Genomic DNA, 14,925 nt, shown 5'->3' on the forward strand with positions numbered 1-14,925 from the left:
TCAATATAACAAGCCCCAGCAAAAAGCCGGGGCTAATACTTCAATTATTTTAGGACATTTTCAAAAACGCTTGACAATGTTTTTTTGAAAAAAATGAAATAATGTTTTTTTTAATGAAAAAATAAAAAAGCTACAATAATAAATGTGAAAAATTTCTAAAAAGCCTGATGGGATTTGAAATAAGAAAATAGCTGTGCTATGATAAACAAAGAGTAGAGGGGAAAATTGAACAGATCAGGAGATATAAATTTATGAAAAAAAGATTTCTGGTTATGGCAGTATGTGTTTCCGCATGTATGCCTGTTTCTGCGCTTGGAGCGGAAATAGCCGGTCCGGCCATTTCAGGTACAGCACAGGAAAATACTGATAATAAAGAAGAAACAGTTTCAGAAGAAGCTATCGAAAAAAAGGATTCCGGGAAAATCGAGGACGAGATTACGGAAGTCCAGGATACTGTCACAGTAGCGGCAGATACAGATGTATTAGATTATCCTGGCAGAAAAGAGGGTTCTGTGATCGGTGAAGTGCTGGAAGAAGATGAAATCAGCCGTACAGGTACTATTGATGATATCTGGAGCAGGATTCTATTTGAGGATGATAATGGAGAAGAACAGGTGGGATATATCCCAACCTCTGTTTTGGAGGGGTATGAAGATAAGAATCAGGTAGCTTCAGATGCAACCTCAGATGGAACTGTAGAAGCAGGAATTATACATAAAAGTACAGGAGAGGGCGTATTTGCAGAAGCAGTAGAAGGTGTTACCCAGACAGGGGGAAATGCAGGTGTTCTTGAAGGACAGCCGATTATGGTTTCCGCAGACAGCAGCCTTCGTCCACTTGGTGTTTTCCATATTACCCATTACTGCCAGTGCAGCATTTGCTGCGGTCCGTGGGCAAACGGAATCACATCCACAGGTGTGACAGCTACCACGAACCGCACTATTGCAGTAGATCCAACTGTAATTCCTTATGGCTCTAAAGTAGTCATCAATGGACAGGTCTATGTGGCCGAAGATTGCGGCGGCGCCATTAAGAACAACCGCATTGATATTTATATGGGAAGCCATGCGGAAGCATTGAACAGCGGTGTATTTGATGTAGAAGTTTATCTTTTGGAAGAGGGATCATCCGTTCAGGGTATAGAAGGGATTCAGGAAGGGAATCAAGAATAATATGAAAATTTTGTGAAAAATTGTGCATATTTAGTTCGAAAATGTACTAGCCAATGCGGTACTTCTAGTGTATAATGTTTAGGCAGATACTGCCATGACGTGAATTATGGGAAATCAGAAGGAAAATATGGCAGATTTACAGGATAACAAATAGATAAGGTGAAAACAAAATTATGGTAAAAGTAAAAATTAGCGACTGGAAAGCTGATTCATCCATGGATGAGGCTTATAAGGCACTTCGTACAAACATTCAATTTTGCGGTGCCGACAAAAAGGTGATTGCATTTACAAGCTGTACCCCGAATGAAGGAAAGAGTAATGTAACTTTCCATCTTGCAGCTTCCCTTGCAGAGAGTGGTAAATCTGTACTTTTGATTGATGCAGACCTTCGTAAATCCGTACTTATGGGACGTGTACAGGTTGAGGAAGAAGTGAAGGGACTGACCCACTACCTGTCCAAGCAGGCGAAACTGCAGGACGTTATCTGCGCAACCAATCTTCCCAAGTTTCACATTATTTTTTCCGGTGTTGTACCGCCGAACCCGGCAGAGCTTTTAGGAAGCAGACAGTTTAAAGACATGATCCGTGTTGTAAGAGATGTATATGATTACATTATCATAGATACACCGCCTCTTGGACGAGTAATCGACTGTGCAGTTGTGGCGGATTCCTGCGATGGAACTGTCATTGTAATCGAATCCGGCAGTATCAGCTACCATTTTGTACAGGAGATCAAGGGGCAGCTGGAGAAGACCAACTGTCCGATCATAGGTGCAATTTTGAACAAGGTAGATACTAAGGAATACGGTAAATACGGTAAGTATGGTAAATATGGCAAATATGGCAAGTACGGAGAATACGGAAAATATTGATCCGTCATTATTCGAGATTGTTATATGAAAAGATTGGAAATGGGCGAAGCGAATGAAAGGTATTTATGATATTCACTGTCATATTGTTCCGGGAGTTGATGATGGAGCGAAGGATCTCAAGACATCTGTACGCATGCTCCAGAAGGAATATGATGATGGTGTCCGCAACATTATTGCCACTCCGCATTTTCGATATGATATGTTTGAGCCGTCTCTGGAACAGGTTAAGAAGCAGTTCCTTCGTGTGAGGAAGGCTGCCGCTGAGATTGGAGAAGACGGTATTCAGATGTATTTGGGCTGCGAGCTTCATTCCAGTATGGATATGACAGACTGTCTGAAAAAAGGGGAAAGACTTACCATGTCAGGTTCCCGTTATGTGTTAACGGAGTTTCGGACTTCAGACGAAAAGTCCTATATCAGGGAACGGGTGCAGGCATTGATCCGGAAGGGGTATTATCCTATTATCGCACATGTAGAACGCTATCATTCGGTAGTAAAAAACGGTCTGGATTTTATTGATGAACTCAGGGATATGGGTGCCTATATTCAGATGAATGCGGACAGTATTATTGGTGAGGATGGTTTTATGATCAAGCGTTTCTGCAAGAAAGTAATTAAAGAAGAAATGTTGGATTTTGTGGGGTCTGACGGTCATGATCTGGCCAGACGAACGCCTCACATTGGCAAATGTTACGACAAAATTGAAAAAATGATGGGTACGGATTACGCGGATATGATTTTTATCAGCAATCCGGAGTGCATTATAAATAACGAGAGATTTTGACTTTTATATATGGGATGTCGTTGGAAACGATGTATCTGTTTAGAAAAAGTAAAGAAAATTACAGGGTAACGGAGAAGAAGAATGGAAAATCAGGTTACAAATAATAACGATGAAATTGAAATCGATTTAGGTGAGATTTTTCACCTGATTCTTAGCAGGCTGGGAGTGATTATTCTTTCCGGTATCATTCTGGGTGTGATTTCCATTATCGGAACAATGCTTTTTATCACTCCACAGTATGAATCTACCACGAAGATCATGGTGCTGAATAAACAGGACAGCAATACACTGACCAGTGCTGATATGCAGACCAGTACACAGCTGACTAAGGACTATGCGGAACTTATTAAGAGCCGTACAGTTCTTGAAGGTGTAATTGCACAGCTGAATCTTAATATTACCTATCAGCAGCTGCTTGGCAAACTGACGGTAGATACTTCTACAGACAGCCGTATTGTAACGATCATAGTATCTGATGAAGATCCATATACAGCAAGCGAGATGGCCAATGCTATCCGTGATATGGCAGCAGAGCACATTCAGTCAGTTATGGATATTGAGGCGGTTAACGTAGTTGACAGCGCAAACATCCCAAGTGAAAAAGCCAGCCCAAGCCTTGCGAAGAATGGTGTGATCGGTGGACTTTTAGGTGTTATCATTGCAATGGCGATTGTGATCATCATTTATCTTACAAATGATACGATCAAGGTTGAGGAAGATGTAGAGCGTTATCTTGGACTTTCTGTTCTGGGAAGCATTCCATATTCAGAGAAAGAAAGCAGATCCAAGAAACAGAAATCAAGAAAACGTCGCTGATGAAATTGAGTATAAGGAGCTGCAGATATGCGTAAATGGTTGATTGTTTTAATGGCGGCAGTGGCAATAGGAGCGACCGGAATCCTGGGATGGCTGTATATGAGGCAGGATCGCAAGGGACCGGAAATTACCATTGCAGAGAGCAAGAAAAACAGCTACACTTCGGATATGACAACGGAAGATCTTCTGGAAGGAGTAAAAGCTGTTGACAAGAGAGATGGAGATGTTTCAGCCAGCCTGACAGTTGAGAATGTTTATCCAAATGAAAAAGGGGATGAAGTCACAGTTGTTTATGTTGCAAAGGATAACAGTAACAATGTAACAAAGGTAACTTATCATATGACTTCCGAGGGAAATCTTATGGGATTTACTTCAGAAACCAAAACTTCTTCTGACAATACAGATACAGATGCAGAAACGGATGAAGCCCTGCAGGATGAAAATGAGACTGATTCAGAAGATGAAGAAGAACCAGAAATGACAGAAGAAAAAGCGCAGGAAAGGGAAGAAGAAAAGATTGACCAGCTGAACCCTCAGGATCCGCGTTTTTATCTGAATACTTACTACGTTGAAATTGCCAAGGGAACACAGATTGACAGACTGAGTTATGTCAAAGACATTCAAGACGATAAAGATTCAACAAGTGATCTTTATCGTAAGATTCAGATCACTGGAACCGTTGATGTGAATACTCCGGGTACTTATGAACTGACTTATTATGTTGTTGACTCCAATGGCAATGCTTCAAACGGAGCTGTTCTGACAATTGTAGTAAAATAATGATTACTGTGAACGGAGTGAACAGTAATCATTAGCGACTGCTGGTTATGAAAGAACCGGCAGAAAGATTCCTTTTTGACCATGCACATGTACATAGGAGCAAATATATGAGATCTACCATATGGAAGAAGACCCTTATCTGCCTTGGCGCGGTGCTGTTTCTGGAAAGCCCGGCTGTGAGCCTGGCGTTTGCATATACAGTAAAGGCAGAGAATACGGATGCTGAAGCGGCCACCAGCAATATCAAGAGTATTTTGCTGATCGGACAGGACAAAAGAGAGGGAGAGTCCCGTCAGCGTTCCGATTCCATGATTCTTGCTACATTGGACAAGGATCAGGGTACTGTAAGCCTGACCTCTTTTATGAGAGATCTTTATGTTGCCATTCCTGGATATTCGACTACTCGTATTAATGCGGCTTACGCATATGGAGGAATGGATCTTTTGGACCAGACTCTGGAAGAAAATTTCGGAGTAAAGATAGATGGAAATGTGGAAGTGGATTTTGAAGTTTTCCAGGTTCTGGTTGACAAGGTTGGAGGAATAGATCTGGAGCTGACTCAGGCGGAAGCAGATTATATCTGCGGACGAGATCAGAGTGTTCTTTACCCTCAGCCTCTTCGAAGCGACTGGAATCTTCAGGAAGGAATGAACCATCTGGATGGAGAACAGGCACTTATCCATGCACGCAACCGTTCTATTGGAAATTCCGATTATCGGAGAACAGAGCGGCAGCAGGAAGTACTTATGGCTGCTTTTGCCAAGATAAAAGATCTGGGAGTTTTTGATATTGCAGGTCTGGTTAAGGATGTTCTTCCAATGGTTACTACGGATCTTTCTTTGTGGGATATAACCGGATATGCCATGGATGTGATGAACATCGGTACAGATGAAATTGCATCATACCGGATTCCGGAGGATGGAGCCTACACACCTCAGACGATTGACGGCATGCAGGTTCTGGTTCCTGATCTTGAGCAGAATCGGCAATATCTTCAGCAGATCCTGTATCACGCAGGTGAATAAGAATTAAAAAGAATTAAGACGGTTCGCACCACACGAACCGTCTTTTACGCTATAATAACGAAATAAAAGCAGCTGTTGAGTTCCTTTGCAGTTACACACTGTCTGCTGAACCATTATAAAAATAAATTATAGAAATATATAGACAGCAATCAGAATTGAAAGCGGGTGGAGGATAAGTGGAATTGCTTGAATGGATACATAATATTGATGCACAGATTCTGCTTTTTATACAGCAGTATTTAAGAAGTGATCTGTTTACCTGGCTGTGGAAGGGAATTACCTTTCTAGGAGACGGAGGCTGGTTCTGGATTGTTTTGGGGCTGCTCTTTCTTTTTCCAAAGAAGACAAGAAAGGCAGGTGTAACCGCACTTCTGGCACTAGCTATAGGGGCAGTGGTTACGAATTTATGCCTTAAGGATCTGGTAGCGCGTATAAGACCTTATGATTCTGTGGAGGGACTTGTGCCTCTGGTTGCCAGGCTGAAGGACTATTCTTTTCCATCAGGTCATACCTGCGCATCTTTTGCCTGTGCAGGCGTATATTATAAAGCCTTTCCTGGAAAATGGGGAAAAGCAGCCATGGTCCTGGCAGTACTGATCGCTTTGTCCCGATTGTACGTGGGAGTACACTATCCTACAGATGTGCTGGCTGGAGCCCTTGTAGGCACTTTTAGTGCGTTGGCGGCGCTGAAGCTAGAGCACGCTCTAGTCAGATATTATGAAGAACGAAAAGCAAAATAAAGATAAGGGAGAATTTATGGAAGAGAAAAAAACACAGACAGTCTGTCCATACGCAAAAAAGTGCGGTGGGTGCCAGTATCAGGGTGTGCCTTATTCCGCACAGCTTAAAAAGAAGCAAAATCAGGTACAGGGGCTTTTGAAGAAGTTTGGGAATGTGAAGCCGGTAATTGGAATGAAAGATCCTTATTTTTACCGGAATAAAGTTCATGCTGTATTTGACCGTGACCGGAAGGGAAATATTATTTCTGGAATTTATGAGGCTGGTACCCACAGAGTGGTTTCTATTGAACAGTGTCTGATTGAGGATAAGAAGAGTCAGGAAATCATCCGTACCATTCGGGGAATGCTGAAGTCTTTTAAGATCAAAACATATGATGAGGATACCGGATATGGACTTCTGCGCCATGTACTGGTGCGTCGTGGCTTTTCTACAGGTGAGGTAATGGTAGTACTGGTGGTCGCCTCTCCTATTTTTCCATCCAAGAATAACTTTGTGAAGGCATTAAGAAAAGTTCATCCAGAGATCAGTACTGTGGTATTAAATATTAATGACAAAAATACAAGCATGGTTCTTGGCGAGCGGGAAATCGTACTTTATGGTAAGGGATTTATCCGTGATACCCTTTGTGGAAAATCCTTCCGTATTTCACCGAAATCCTTCTATCAGGTAAATCCAGTGCAGACCGAACTTCTTTATGGTAAAGCTGTGGAATTTGCAGGACTGACAGGGAAAGAAAAAGTCATTGATGCATATTGTGGAATTGGTACCATCGGTCTGGTAGCTTCTGGTAAGGCAAGAGAAGTGGTCGGAGTGGAACTGAATAAAGATGCAGTAAGGGATGCAAGGATCAATGCAAGAGAGAATAAGGTGGTAAACATATCTTTCCGCCAGGGTGATGCCGGTGAATTTATGGAGGCAATGGCAGAAGCTGGTGAAAAGGCAGATGTGGTATTTATGGATCCTCCCCGCTCAGGCAGCAGCGAGAAATTCCTGAATTCCGTAATAAAACTCTCTCCGAAGAAAATTGTTTACATTTCCTGTAACCCGGAAACACTTGCAAGAGACCTTAATTTCCTTACGAGAAAAAACTATATAGTTAAAGAAATCCAGCCTGTGGAAATGTTCTGTTTTACAGATCACACAGAAGTGGTGACCTGGCTGGAGCAAAAATAAGAAACTGTTGCTGTTTACAGGCTGTGCAGCAATGAAAATATATTCTGTAAGAAAAGGTATCCTGTCAGCAGGAAAAAGGAGGTACCTATGATGACGACCATAACTGGAATTATGGAGTGGGTTCTGGAGAATATTGCTGGTTTCGCCATTGTAATTTTTGAGTTTATTGGAGTTGCCATTATTATCTGGAGTGGAATTACCGGATTTATCAAGTGGCTGAAACATGCCGGAGATACTGGTGTCTATCTGGCGAGGGGACTTGCTATGGGACTGGAATTTAAAATGGGAAGTGAGATTCTTCGTACTGTAGTGGTACGTGAGTGGAAAGAAATCGGAATTGTAGCCGGAATTATTGCTCTTCGAGCAGCCCTTACGTTCCTGCTTCACTGGGAAATCAAGGAGGAAGAAAAAAGCGGCGGACATGAGGAATAGAGGTTCGCTGTTTATAGATGATATCTGCGGGTTTATAGGAGCACACATAAAGATTGATAAAGGTATAACAAACAATGGAAATGAAAGTAATTGCTCATATCAGAAGTGATTTTCCAACGAAATTTGGAATTCCCCATCAGAGCGGCAGAATACAGGAACTAAAGGCGGATATTATTTTTGAACCGGAATATCGGAACCATGAGGCATTTCGAGGGCTGGAAGAGTATACCCATATCTGGCTGATCTGGGAATTTTCACAGGCTGTTCGCAAGGAGTGGTCTCCTACAGTGCGTCCTCCAAGACTTGGGGGAAACGTCAGAATGGGCGTTTTTGCTACAAGGTCTCCTTTTCGTCCAAATCCCATAGGACTTTCCAGTGTAAGGCTGGAGAGCGTAGAGTTTTCTGAAAAGTATGGACCGGTGCTTCATGTATCAGGAGCGGATCTTATGGACGGAACACCTATTTATGATATAAAGCCTTATCTGGCTTACGTGGACAGCCATCCGGAAGCAGCGGGCGGATTTACCGACCAGATTTAGGATCATAAGCTGAAAGTAGAGTTTCCGGAAAAGCTTTTGAAGAAGATTCCAGAGGAAAAAAGAGAAGCACTTCTGGCTGTCCTTGCAAACGATCCAAGACCTGGGTATCAGAAAGACCCTGAAAGAAAATACGGAATGTCTTTTGGATCCTGGGATATTCATTTTAAAGTAGATGGAGAACAGCTGCAGGTATTGGAGGTATTTAACACTTTCACGAATTAAATCGAAAAAACCCTTGCAAAAAGTCGAATTTTTTCATAAAATGGAGAAAAAGTTTTTGAGGAGCATAAGGATTATGAGAAAAGTTGTAAAGTTTGGCGGAAGCTCCCTTGCAAATGCGGAGCAGTTTGAAAAAGTCGGAGATATTATCAGAAGTGAAGAGAGCAGACGTTTTGTTGTTCCTTCTGCACCAGGTAAGAGATTTGACGGGGACACGAAGGTAACAGATCTTCTTTACAGCTGTTATGACGCAGCTGCAAATGGCGGTGATTTTGAAAAGGTTTTAGAAGAAATCAAATCTCGTTATTATGAGATTATTAAAGGGCTTGGCCTTGCTCTTTCCATGGAAGAGGATTTCCAGTTGATCAAAGAGAATTTTAAAGCACAGATTGGCAGGGATTACGCCGCTTCCCGTGGAGAATATCTGAACGGCAAAGTGATGGCTGCTTATCTTGGTTATGAATTTGTGGATGCAGCAGAAGTAATCCGTTTTGATAAAAACGGAAATCTGGATTCAGAGAAGACAGACAAACTTCTGAACAAGCGTCTTTCCAAATGTGAGAATGCAGTTGTGCCGGGCTTCTATGGTGCAAAGGACGATGGAACTGTGACCACTTTTTCCAGAGGTGGTTCTGATGTGACAGGTTCTCTGGTTGCCAAGGCAATTAAGGCTGATATGTATGAAAACTGGACTGATGTATCCGGTTTCCTTGTAACAGACCCGAGAATTGTAAAGAATCCGGCTGTGATTGAGACCATTACATACCGTGAACTTCGTGAGCTTTCCTACATGGGAGCTACTGTTCTTCATGAAGATGCTATTTTCCCTGTAAGAAAAGAGGGAATTCCGATTAATATCCGTAACACCAACCGTCCGGAGGATAAGGGAACTTTTATTGTGGAGAGTACCTGCCGCAAGCCGAAATATACCATAACCGGTATTGCAGGAAAGAAAGGTTTCTGTTCTATCAACATTGAGAAGTCCATGATGAACAGTGAAATCGGATTTGGCAGAAGAGTGCTTCAGGTATTTGAAGACCAGGGAATCAGTTTTGAGCATGTTCCATCCGGTATTGATACCATGACAGTATATGTTCACCAGGATGAGTTTGAAGAAAAGGAGCAGCAGGTAATTGCGGGAATCCATCGCCTGGTTCAGCCGGATTTTGTGGAAATGGAATCTGACCTTGCCCTGATCGCAGTTGTAGGACGTGGAATGAAATCCACCCGCGGTACAGCCGGAAGAATTTTCTCTGCCCTCGCACATGCAAATGTAAACGTCAAGATGATTGACCAGGGTTCCAGTGAGCTGAATATTATTATCGGTGTGGAAAACCGTGATTTTGAAAATGCAGTGAAAGCAATTTATGATATTTTTGTGCTGACACAGATTTGAAATTGAGTGGATAGGTCACCTGTCGGCAGCATTCACATATATGAAAATCTGCTCATACGTTCAGAACGTCTGGTATTCATGAATTCGCTGATGTAAGCATGTACCATTTCTGGCTGTCGTCCGGGAGCTTTAATAGTAAAAGAATGAGATAAGAGCCGTAAATCAAAGGTAGTGTTAGAATTAATCTTTGATTTATGGCTCTTTTTGTATAGAAAAAATTTCGTGCCGTTTTATGATATTGACAAAACAGAACATACGTTCTAAAATAAAACAAGAACAAACGTTCTGAAATTGAGAATAATAAAGAACGCGAAACACAGATTACATAAAAGGAGTTTTGTTACGGGATGATTATTCAGGAATCAATGACATTGAAGCGGAAGCTGGAGATTTTATCGGATGCCGCGAAATATGATGTGGCTTGCACATCCAGTGGTGTGGATCGAAAGGGAGATGGAAAGGGCATGGGAAACAGCATTGCTGCCGGAATCTGTCATAGTTTTGCTCAGGATGGCAGATGTATCAGTCTTTTGAAGATCCTTTATACAAATGAATGTGTATTTGACTGTAAATACTGTATAAACAGAGCCTCCAATGATGTGGTGCGTACCAGTTTTACCCCAGAAGAAGTGTGTCGTCTGACTATGGAATTTTACAGGAGGAACTATATTGAAGGACTGTTTTTAAGTTCCGGAGTAAAGGAAAGTCCAGACAGGACTATGGAAGAACTGCTTTGTACAGTAAATCTTCTTCGTAATAAATATCATTTTCAGGGATATATTCATTTGAAAGCCATTCCAGGTGCTGCTCCTGAACTGATCGCCAGGGCGGGGTATCTGGCAGATCGCATGAGCGTGAACCTGGAACTTCCTACTGCAGACGGGCTTAGGAAACTGGCACCGCATAAGAGCAGGCAAACCATTCTTCGCTCCATGAAGCAGATTCAGCAGCAGCGAGATCAGAATAAGGAGGAATTGGTTCTGTACCGTCATGCCCTTAAGTTTGTACCAGCCGGTCAAAGTACCCAGATGATTATTGGAGCTATGGGGGAGAGCGATTATCAGATCGTGTCAGTAGCAGAATCTTTGTATAAGAACTTTGCATTAAAAAGAGTTTTTTATTCGGCTTTTGTCGCCGTAAATGAAGATAAGGATCTGCTCATGTCCTTATCAGGTCCGCCTCTTCTTCGAGAACACCGACTTTATCAGGCAGACTGGCTTATGCGGTTTTATGGTTTTCGGGCTTCAGAACTGCTTTCAGAGAAGCATCCGGATTTTAACCTTCTTCTGGATCCCAAGGCAGACTGGGCAGTGTCACATTTGGAGTTTTTTCCGGTAGAGATCAACCAGGCAGATTATTATGAACTTCTTCGTGTACCGGGAATCGGTTATACCTCTGCCAGAAGAATCATTGGAGCCAGGAGAACCCATTCCCTGGAATTTGCAGATTTGAAGAGGATTGGTGTGGTTCTGAAGCGTGCCTTATATTTTATCACCTGTAATGGCCGCATGATGTACAATACCAGGTTGGAGGAATCTTATATTACCCGTAATCTTCTGGATGAAGAGAACTGTCGGAAGCATGGGAATGAAGCTGCATTTCAGCAATTATCCCTCTTTGGAGACGAGATGGGGAGCAGAAGACTGTATACAGAAAATACAAAGAATCATGTGGACAGAAAGGTGGGAGCTATATGAATCAAGAGAAAAGAATCCTGGTATGTGAGGACTCTATGGAGGGAATTTTTTCTGCTGTCTATGATGGATGGAAAGAGTGTGCAGGCGGCTGTAAAGTGAGCATTCAGACCAGTTTTCCTGTAAGCATGGAATTGTTCACTTCTTATCGGGAGATTGCTACAGATCAGAGTAAGGTTGGTAAGGTTATGAGGACGATTCTTATGAGACTGGGAAGCGAGGTTTACGAACAGATCTGTCTGGCGGCAGTTTCAGCAGATGAAGACAGGGGAACTGCCATTTATTATGTGCTGCACCGGGCTTTTGGGGGAGGCAGATGCGAAAAACGTGTAATGGAGGCACTGGCAGATCCATATGTATCCAGGGTTGCGAAAATGGCACTCTGCGTGAAGCGGGAATATCACCATTATTTTGGGTTTGTCCGTTTCAGGGAGATTGGCGGAAGGTTTCTGTTGGCAAAGATCCAGCCGGGGAATGATATCCTGTCTCTTATGGCTCTTCATTTTTCCAATCGCTTTCCCAATGAGAACTGGGTAATCTATGATGAGAAGAGGCAGAAGGCGTTGTGCCATGAGAAAGGGAAGGAGTGCGTCATGAGAAAAGAGGTGCGTATACAGGTGCCAGGGAGCGCCGTAGGGGATATGGGAGAGTACGAGGAACTGTGGCAGACATTTTGTGATAGCATATCCATTGAAGCAAGGAGGAATGAGAAACTTCAGAAGCAGATGCTTGCTTTGCATTTTCGGAGTAATATGCCGGAGTTTTCTGTGAAAGGATAGGCCGATAAGTAAAATTCGTGTTATAATGCTTACAGATAAGGTATCTTTGTTTGGAAGGCAGCAGACCAGTAAAAGGCGGTAAATTGGAAATGGACAATCCGGTAACACGAATATCAGTAAGAAATCTTGTGGAGTTTATATTGCAAAGCGGTGATCTTGATAACCGAAGAGGTACTATAGACAAAGATGCTATGTTAAAGGGCAGCAGACTGCATCGGAAGCTTCAGAAACAAATGGGCGGAGACTACAGAGCAGAGGTTGCTTTGCGGATGAATTGCAGCTATGAGGATCTGGACATTCGGTTAGAAGGTCGTGCAGATGGAATTTTTACAGAAGATGAAGTTGTCTGGATCGATGAGATTAAAGGAATATATGGAAATGTGGAACAGATGGAAGAGCCTGTGAAGGTTCATAAGGCTCAGGCTATGTGTTATGGCTATATTTACGGTGTTCAGGAAGGCTTGTCGAAGATTGGAATCCAGATGACATATGCCAATCTGGAGACAGAAGTGGTGAAAAGGTTCCGGGAGGTGATCTCCATAGAGGAACTGAAAGAATGGTACCAGAAACTTCTGGATGAATATCATAAATGGCTCAGTTATCAGAAAAAATGGAAGGAAGAGAGAAATCATTCTCTTCAGAGCCTGGAATTTCCATTTTTCTACAGAGAAGGTCAGAGAAAGATGGTGAGCAGTGTTTACCATGCAATTGGAGCCAGTCGTCAGATTTTTATTCAGGCACCTACCGGCGTAGGAAAAACCATGTCTACCATTTTTCCGGCAGTTCGCGCTGTTGGCGAAGGGAAAGGGGAGACGATCTTTTATCTTACAGCCAAGACTATTACAAGAACAGTGGCTCAGGAAGCTTTTGAAGTGCTGCGGGAAAAGGGAATGAAATACAAAGTGGTGACCATTACAGCCAAGGAGAAGCTGTGTTTTATGGACGAAACCAAATGTGATCCGGTACATTGTCCTTACGCCAGGGGACATTTCGACAGGGTCAATGACGCTGTCTATGAGCTGTGGACGACGAAGAGCAGATATGACAGGGAGACTATACGGGAGCAGGCAGAGAAATGGCAGGTATGTCCTTTTGAAATGTGTTTGGATCTGTCTTTATGGGTGGATGCTGTAATTTGTGATTATAATTATGTGTTTGACCCTACGGTTCATTTAAAACGTTTTTTCGGGGAAGGTGCAGGTGGAGATTATGTCTTTCTCATTGATGAAGCTCATAATCTGGCAGAACGGGGAAGAGAGATGTACAGCGCTTCTATTTGCAGGGAAGATGCTGTTCGGGTTCGAAAAGTTATGAAAGAAAGAGCACCCCGGCTTTACCGCTCCCTTGGAAAGCTGGATAAACAGCTGAAAGAACTACAGGTGGACTGTGGAAATTACCTCGTTCTCCCAGGCACGGGTTCCATAACTATGACGATTTTAAAGGTTCAGGGAGAATTTGATGCTTTTCTGGAAGCACATAAGGATGTGGAACTGGAAGATGAAGTAAGGAAGTTTTATTTTGATATTCGTAATTTCCTGAATATTGCAGAACTGATAGATGAGAACTATGTAGTTTATGCTGAGAATGGAGAAGATGGTCTGTTTCGCCTGAAACTGTTCTGTGTAAATCCGGCAGTGAACCTGGGGGAATATCTGAAGAAAGGCCGCAGTGCCGTATTCTTTTCTGCCACATTACTGCCCATGAGCTACTACAGGAAATTGCTCAGCAACAGGCAGGACGATTATGGAATCTACGTGGAATCACCGTTTTCACAGAAGAACCGCTGTATTTTAAATGCCGGCGATGTAAGTTCCTTATATAGTCGCAGGGGATATGAGGAATATCATAAAATTGCGGAATATATAGCAAAGACTGTATGGCAGCGCAAGGGAAATTATATGGTATTTTTTCCTTCTTACAAAATGTTGGAAGAGGTTTATGCAGTCTACGAAGAAGAATTTTCTGTAAACTGGGTGAAGTGTATCTGTCAGAACAGCTCTATGAAGGAACAGGAAAGAGAAGAGTTTCTTCAGGAATTTGAACAGAATCAGGAATCACTGGTAGCTTTTTGCATTATGGGTGGTATTTTTTCAGAGGGAATTGATCTGCTGGGAGAAAAACTGATTGGAGCCATTTTAGTGGGAACCGGATTGCCCCAGTTGGGAAATGAGAGGGAAATTCTTCGTTCTTTTTACACAGAAAATGGGGAAAATGGATTTGATTACGCCTATAGGTATCCTGGCATGAATAAGGTTCTGCAGGCTGCTGGAAGAGTAATCCGCACAAGGGAGGATCATGGTGTTATTCTCCTTTTGGATGAACGGTTCCGACAGAGAGAATACAGCAATCTTTTTCCGGTGGAGTGGAATGACAGGAAAACGTGTACATTGTCAAATGTGGAAGCACAGCTGCAAAAATTTTGGGAGAGTATTCCGGACAAAATCTCTCACAAATTGTGACGTACATCCTGCAGAAAGTCTTTTCAAACACATTCCAGAGCCTG

General features: G+C 42.6%; 13 protein-coding genes and 1 pseudogene. All 14 read left to right on the forward strand.

What is annotated here, in order from left to right:
* Positions 1-251 precede the first annotated feature (251 nt).
* Positions 252-1,172, forward strand: a complete 921-nt coding sequence (locus AB5Z12_RS17310) for a 3D domain-containing protein (RefSeq protein WP_226815272.1) — start codon at positions 252-254, stop codon at positions 1,170-1,172.
* Positions 1,173-1,345: 173 nt separating this feature from the next.
* Entirely contained in the window at positions 1,346-2,044 is a 699-nt protein-coding gene (locus AB5Z12_RS17315; RefSeq protein WP_118579145.1) for a CpsD/CapB family tyrosine-protein kinase, read from the forward strand.
* Positions 2,045-2,096: 52 nt separating this feature from the next.
* Entirely contained in the window at positions 2,097-2,828 is a 732-nt protein-coding gene (locus AB5Z12_RS17320; RefSeq protein WP_173716439.1) for a CpsB/CapC family capsule biosynthesis tyrosine phosphatase, read from the forward strand.
* Between the two features lie 81 nt (positions 2,829-2,909).
* Positions 2,910-3,644, forward strand: coding sequence for a YveK family protein (locus tag AB5Z12_RS17325; protein WP_118579139.1), 735 nt, complete (start codon positions 2,910-2,912; stop codon positions 3,642-3,644).
* A 27-nt stretch (positions 3,645-3,671) separates the two neighbouring features.
* Positions 3,672-4,424 (forward strand): immunoglobulin-like domain-containing protein, encoded by a 753-nt coding sequence (locus AB5Z12_RS17330; protein WP_368357418.1) that lies wholly within the window; start codon positions 3,672-3,674, stop codon positions 4,422-4,424.
* A 107-nt stretch (positions 4,425-4,531) separates the two neighbouring features.
* Positions 4,532-5,449, forward strand: coding sequence for an LCP family protein (locus tag AB5Z12_RS17335; RefSeq protein ID WP_195477782.1), 918 nt, complete (start codon positions 4,532-4,534; stop codon positions 5,447-5,449).
* A gap of 176 nt (positions 5,450-5,625) precedes the next feature.
* The gene (locus AB5Z12_RS17340; protein WP_118579130.1) at positions 5,626-6,189 is read left to right on the forward strand and encodes a phosphatase PAP2 family protein; all 564 of its coding nucleotides are present in this window, start codon (positions 5,626-5,628) and stop codon (positions 6,187-6,189) included.
* Between the two features lie 16 nt (positions 6,190-6,205).
* On the forward strand, positions 6,206-7,363 hold the full coding sequence (rlmD, locus tag AB5Z12_RS17345; RefSeq protein WP_148462769.1) for a 23S rRNA (uracil(1939)-C(5))-methyltransferase RlmD: 1,158 nt from the start codon (positions 6,206-6,208) through the stop codon (positions 7,361-7,363).
* Positions 7,364-7,450: 87 nt separating this feature from the next.
* Positions 7,451-7,795, forward strand: coding sequence for a DUF1622 domain-containing protein (locus AB5Z12_RS17350; RefSeq protein ID WP_173718265.1), 345 nt, complete (start codon positions 7,451-7,453; stop codon positions 7,793-7,795).
* An 80-nt stretch (positions 7,796-7,875) separates the two neighbouring features.
* Positions 7,876-8,556: pseudogene (tsaA, locus tag AB5Z12_RS17355) on the forward strand (tRNA (N6-threonylcarbamoyladenosine(37)-N6)-methyltransferase TrmO).
* 73 nt (positions 8,557-8,629) lie between these two features.
* A complete protein-coding gene (locus AB5Z12_RS17360) occupies positions 8,630-9,949 on the forward strand; it encodes an aspartate kinase (RefSeq protein ID WP_148462768.1) in 1,320 nt (439 codons plus the stop codon).
* 347 nt (positions 9,950-10,296) lie between these two features.
* On the forward strand, positions 10,297-11,646 hold the full coding sequence (locus AB5Z12_RS17365) for a putative DNA modification/repair radical SAM protein (RefSeq protein WP_195477780.1): 1,350 nt from the start codon (positions 10,297-10,299) through the stop codon (positions 11,644-11,646).
* Positions 11,643-12,422: a TIGR03915 family putative DNA repair protein gene (locus AB5Z12_RS17370; RefSeq protein ID WP_195477779.1), complete on the forward strand. Its 780-nt coding sequence runs from the start codon at positions 11,643-11,645 to the stop codon at positions 12,420-12,422. The genes AB5Z12_RS17365 and AB5Z12_RS17370 overlap by 4 nt, the downstream gene beginning before the upstream one ends.
* A 50-nt stretch (positions 12,423-12,472) precedes the next feature.
* Positions 12,473-14,881: an ATP-dependent DNA helicase gene (locus tag AB5Z12_RS17375; protein ID WP_368357417.1), complete on the forward strand. Its 2,409-nt coding sequence runs from the start codon at positions 12,473-12,475 to the stop codon at positions 14,879-14,881.
* The last annotated feature ends 44 nt before the right edge of the window (positions 14,882-14,925 follow it).

This window comes from Ruminococcus sp. RTP21358st1_G6_RTP21358_211008 (genome assembly GCF_040908885.1).
GTDB lineage: Bacteria > Bacillota > Clostridia > Lachnospirales > Lachnospiraceae > Blautia_A > Blautia_A faecis.

What these genes read in the sequence shown, in the direction of transcription:
- AB5Z12_RS17330 (WP_368357418.1), top strand. Translation starts at nt 3,672, where the DNA reads ATGCGTAAATGGTTGATTGTTTTAATGGCGGCAGTGGCAATAGGAGCG.
- AB5Z12_RS17325 (WP_118579139.1), top strand. Translation starts at nt 2,910, where the DNA reads ATGGAAAATCAGGTTACAAATAATAACGATGAAATTGAAATCGATTTA.
- AB5Z12_RS17350 (WP_173718265.1), top strand. Translation starts at nt 7,451, where the DNA reads ATGATGACGACCATAACTGGAATTATGGAGTGGGTTCTGGAGAATATT.
- AB5Z12_RS17310 (WP_226815272.1), top strand. Translation starts at nt 252, where the DNA reads ATGAAAAAAAGATTTCTGGTTATGGCAGTATGTGTTTCCGCATGTATG.
- AB5Z12_RS17365 (WP_195477780.1), top strand. Translation starts at nt 10,297, where the DNA reads ATGATTATTCAGGAATCAATGACATTGAAGCGGAAGCTGGAGATTTTA.
- AB5Z12_RS17320 (WP_173716439.1), top strand. Translation starts at nt 2,097, where the DNA reads ATGAAAGGTATTTATGATATTCACTGTCATATTGTTCCGGGAGTTGAT.
- AB5Z12_RS17315 (WP_118579145.1), top strand. Translation starts at nt 1,346, where the DNA reads ATGGTAAAAGTAAAAATTAGCGACTGGAAAGCTGATTCATCCATGGAT.
- rlmD (WP_148462769.1), top strand. Translation starts at nt 6,206, where the DNA reads ATGGAAGAGAAAAAAACACAGACAGTCTGTCCATACGCAAAAAAGTGC.
- AB5Z12_RS17370 (WP_195477779.1), top strand. Translation starts at nt 11,643, where the DNA reads ATGAATCAAGAGAAAAGAATCCTGGTATGTGAGGACTCTATGGAGGGA.
- AB5Z12_RS17360 (WP_148462768.1), top strand. Translation starts at nt 8,630, where the DNA reads ATGAGAAAAGTTGTAAAGTTTGGCGGAAGCTCCCTTGCAAATGCGGAG.
- AB5Z12_RS17335 (WP_195477782.1), top strand. Translation starts at nt 4,532, where the DNA reads ATGAGATCTACCATATGGAAGAAGACCCTTATCTGCCTTGGCGCGGTG.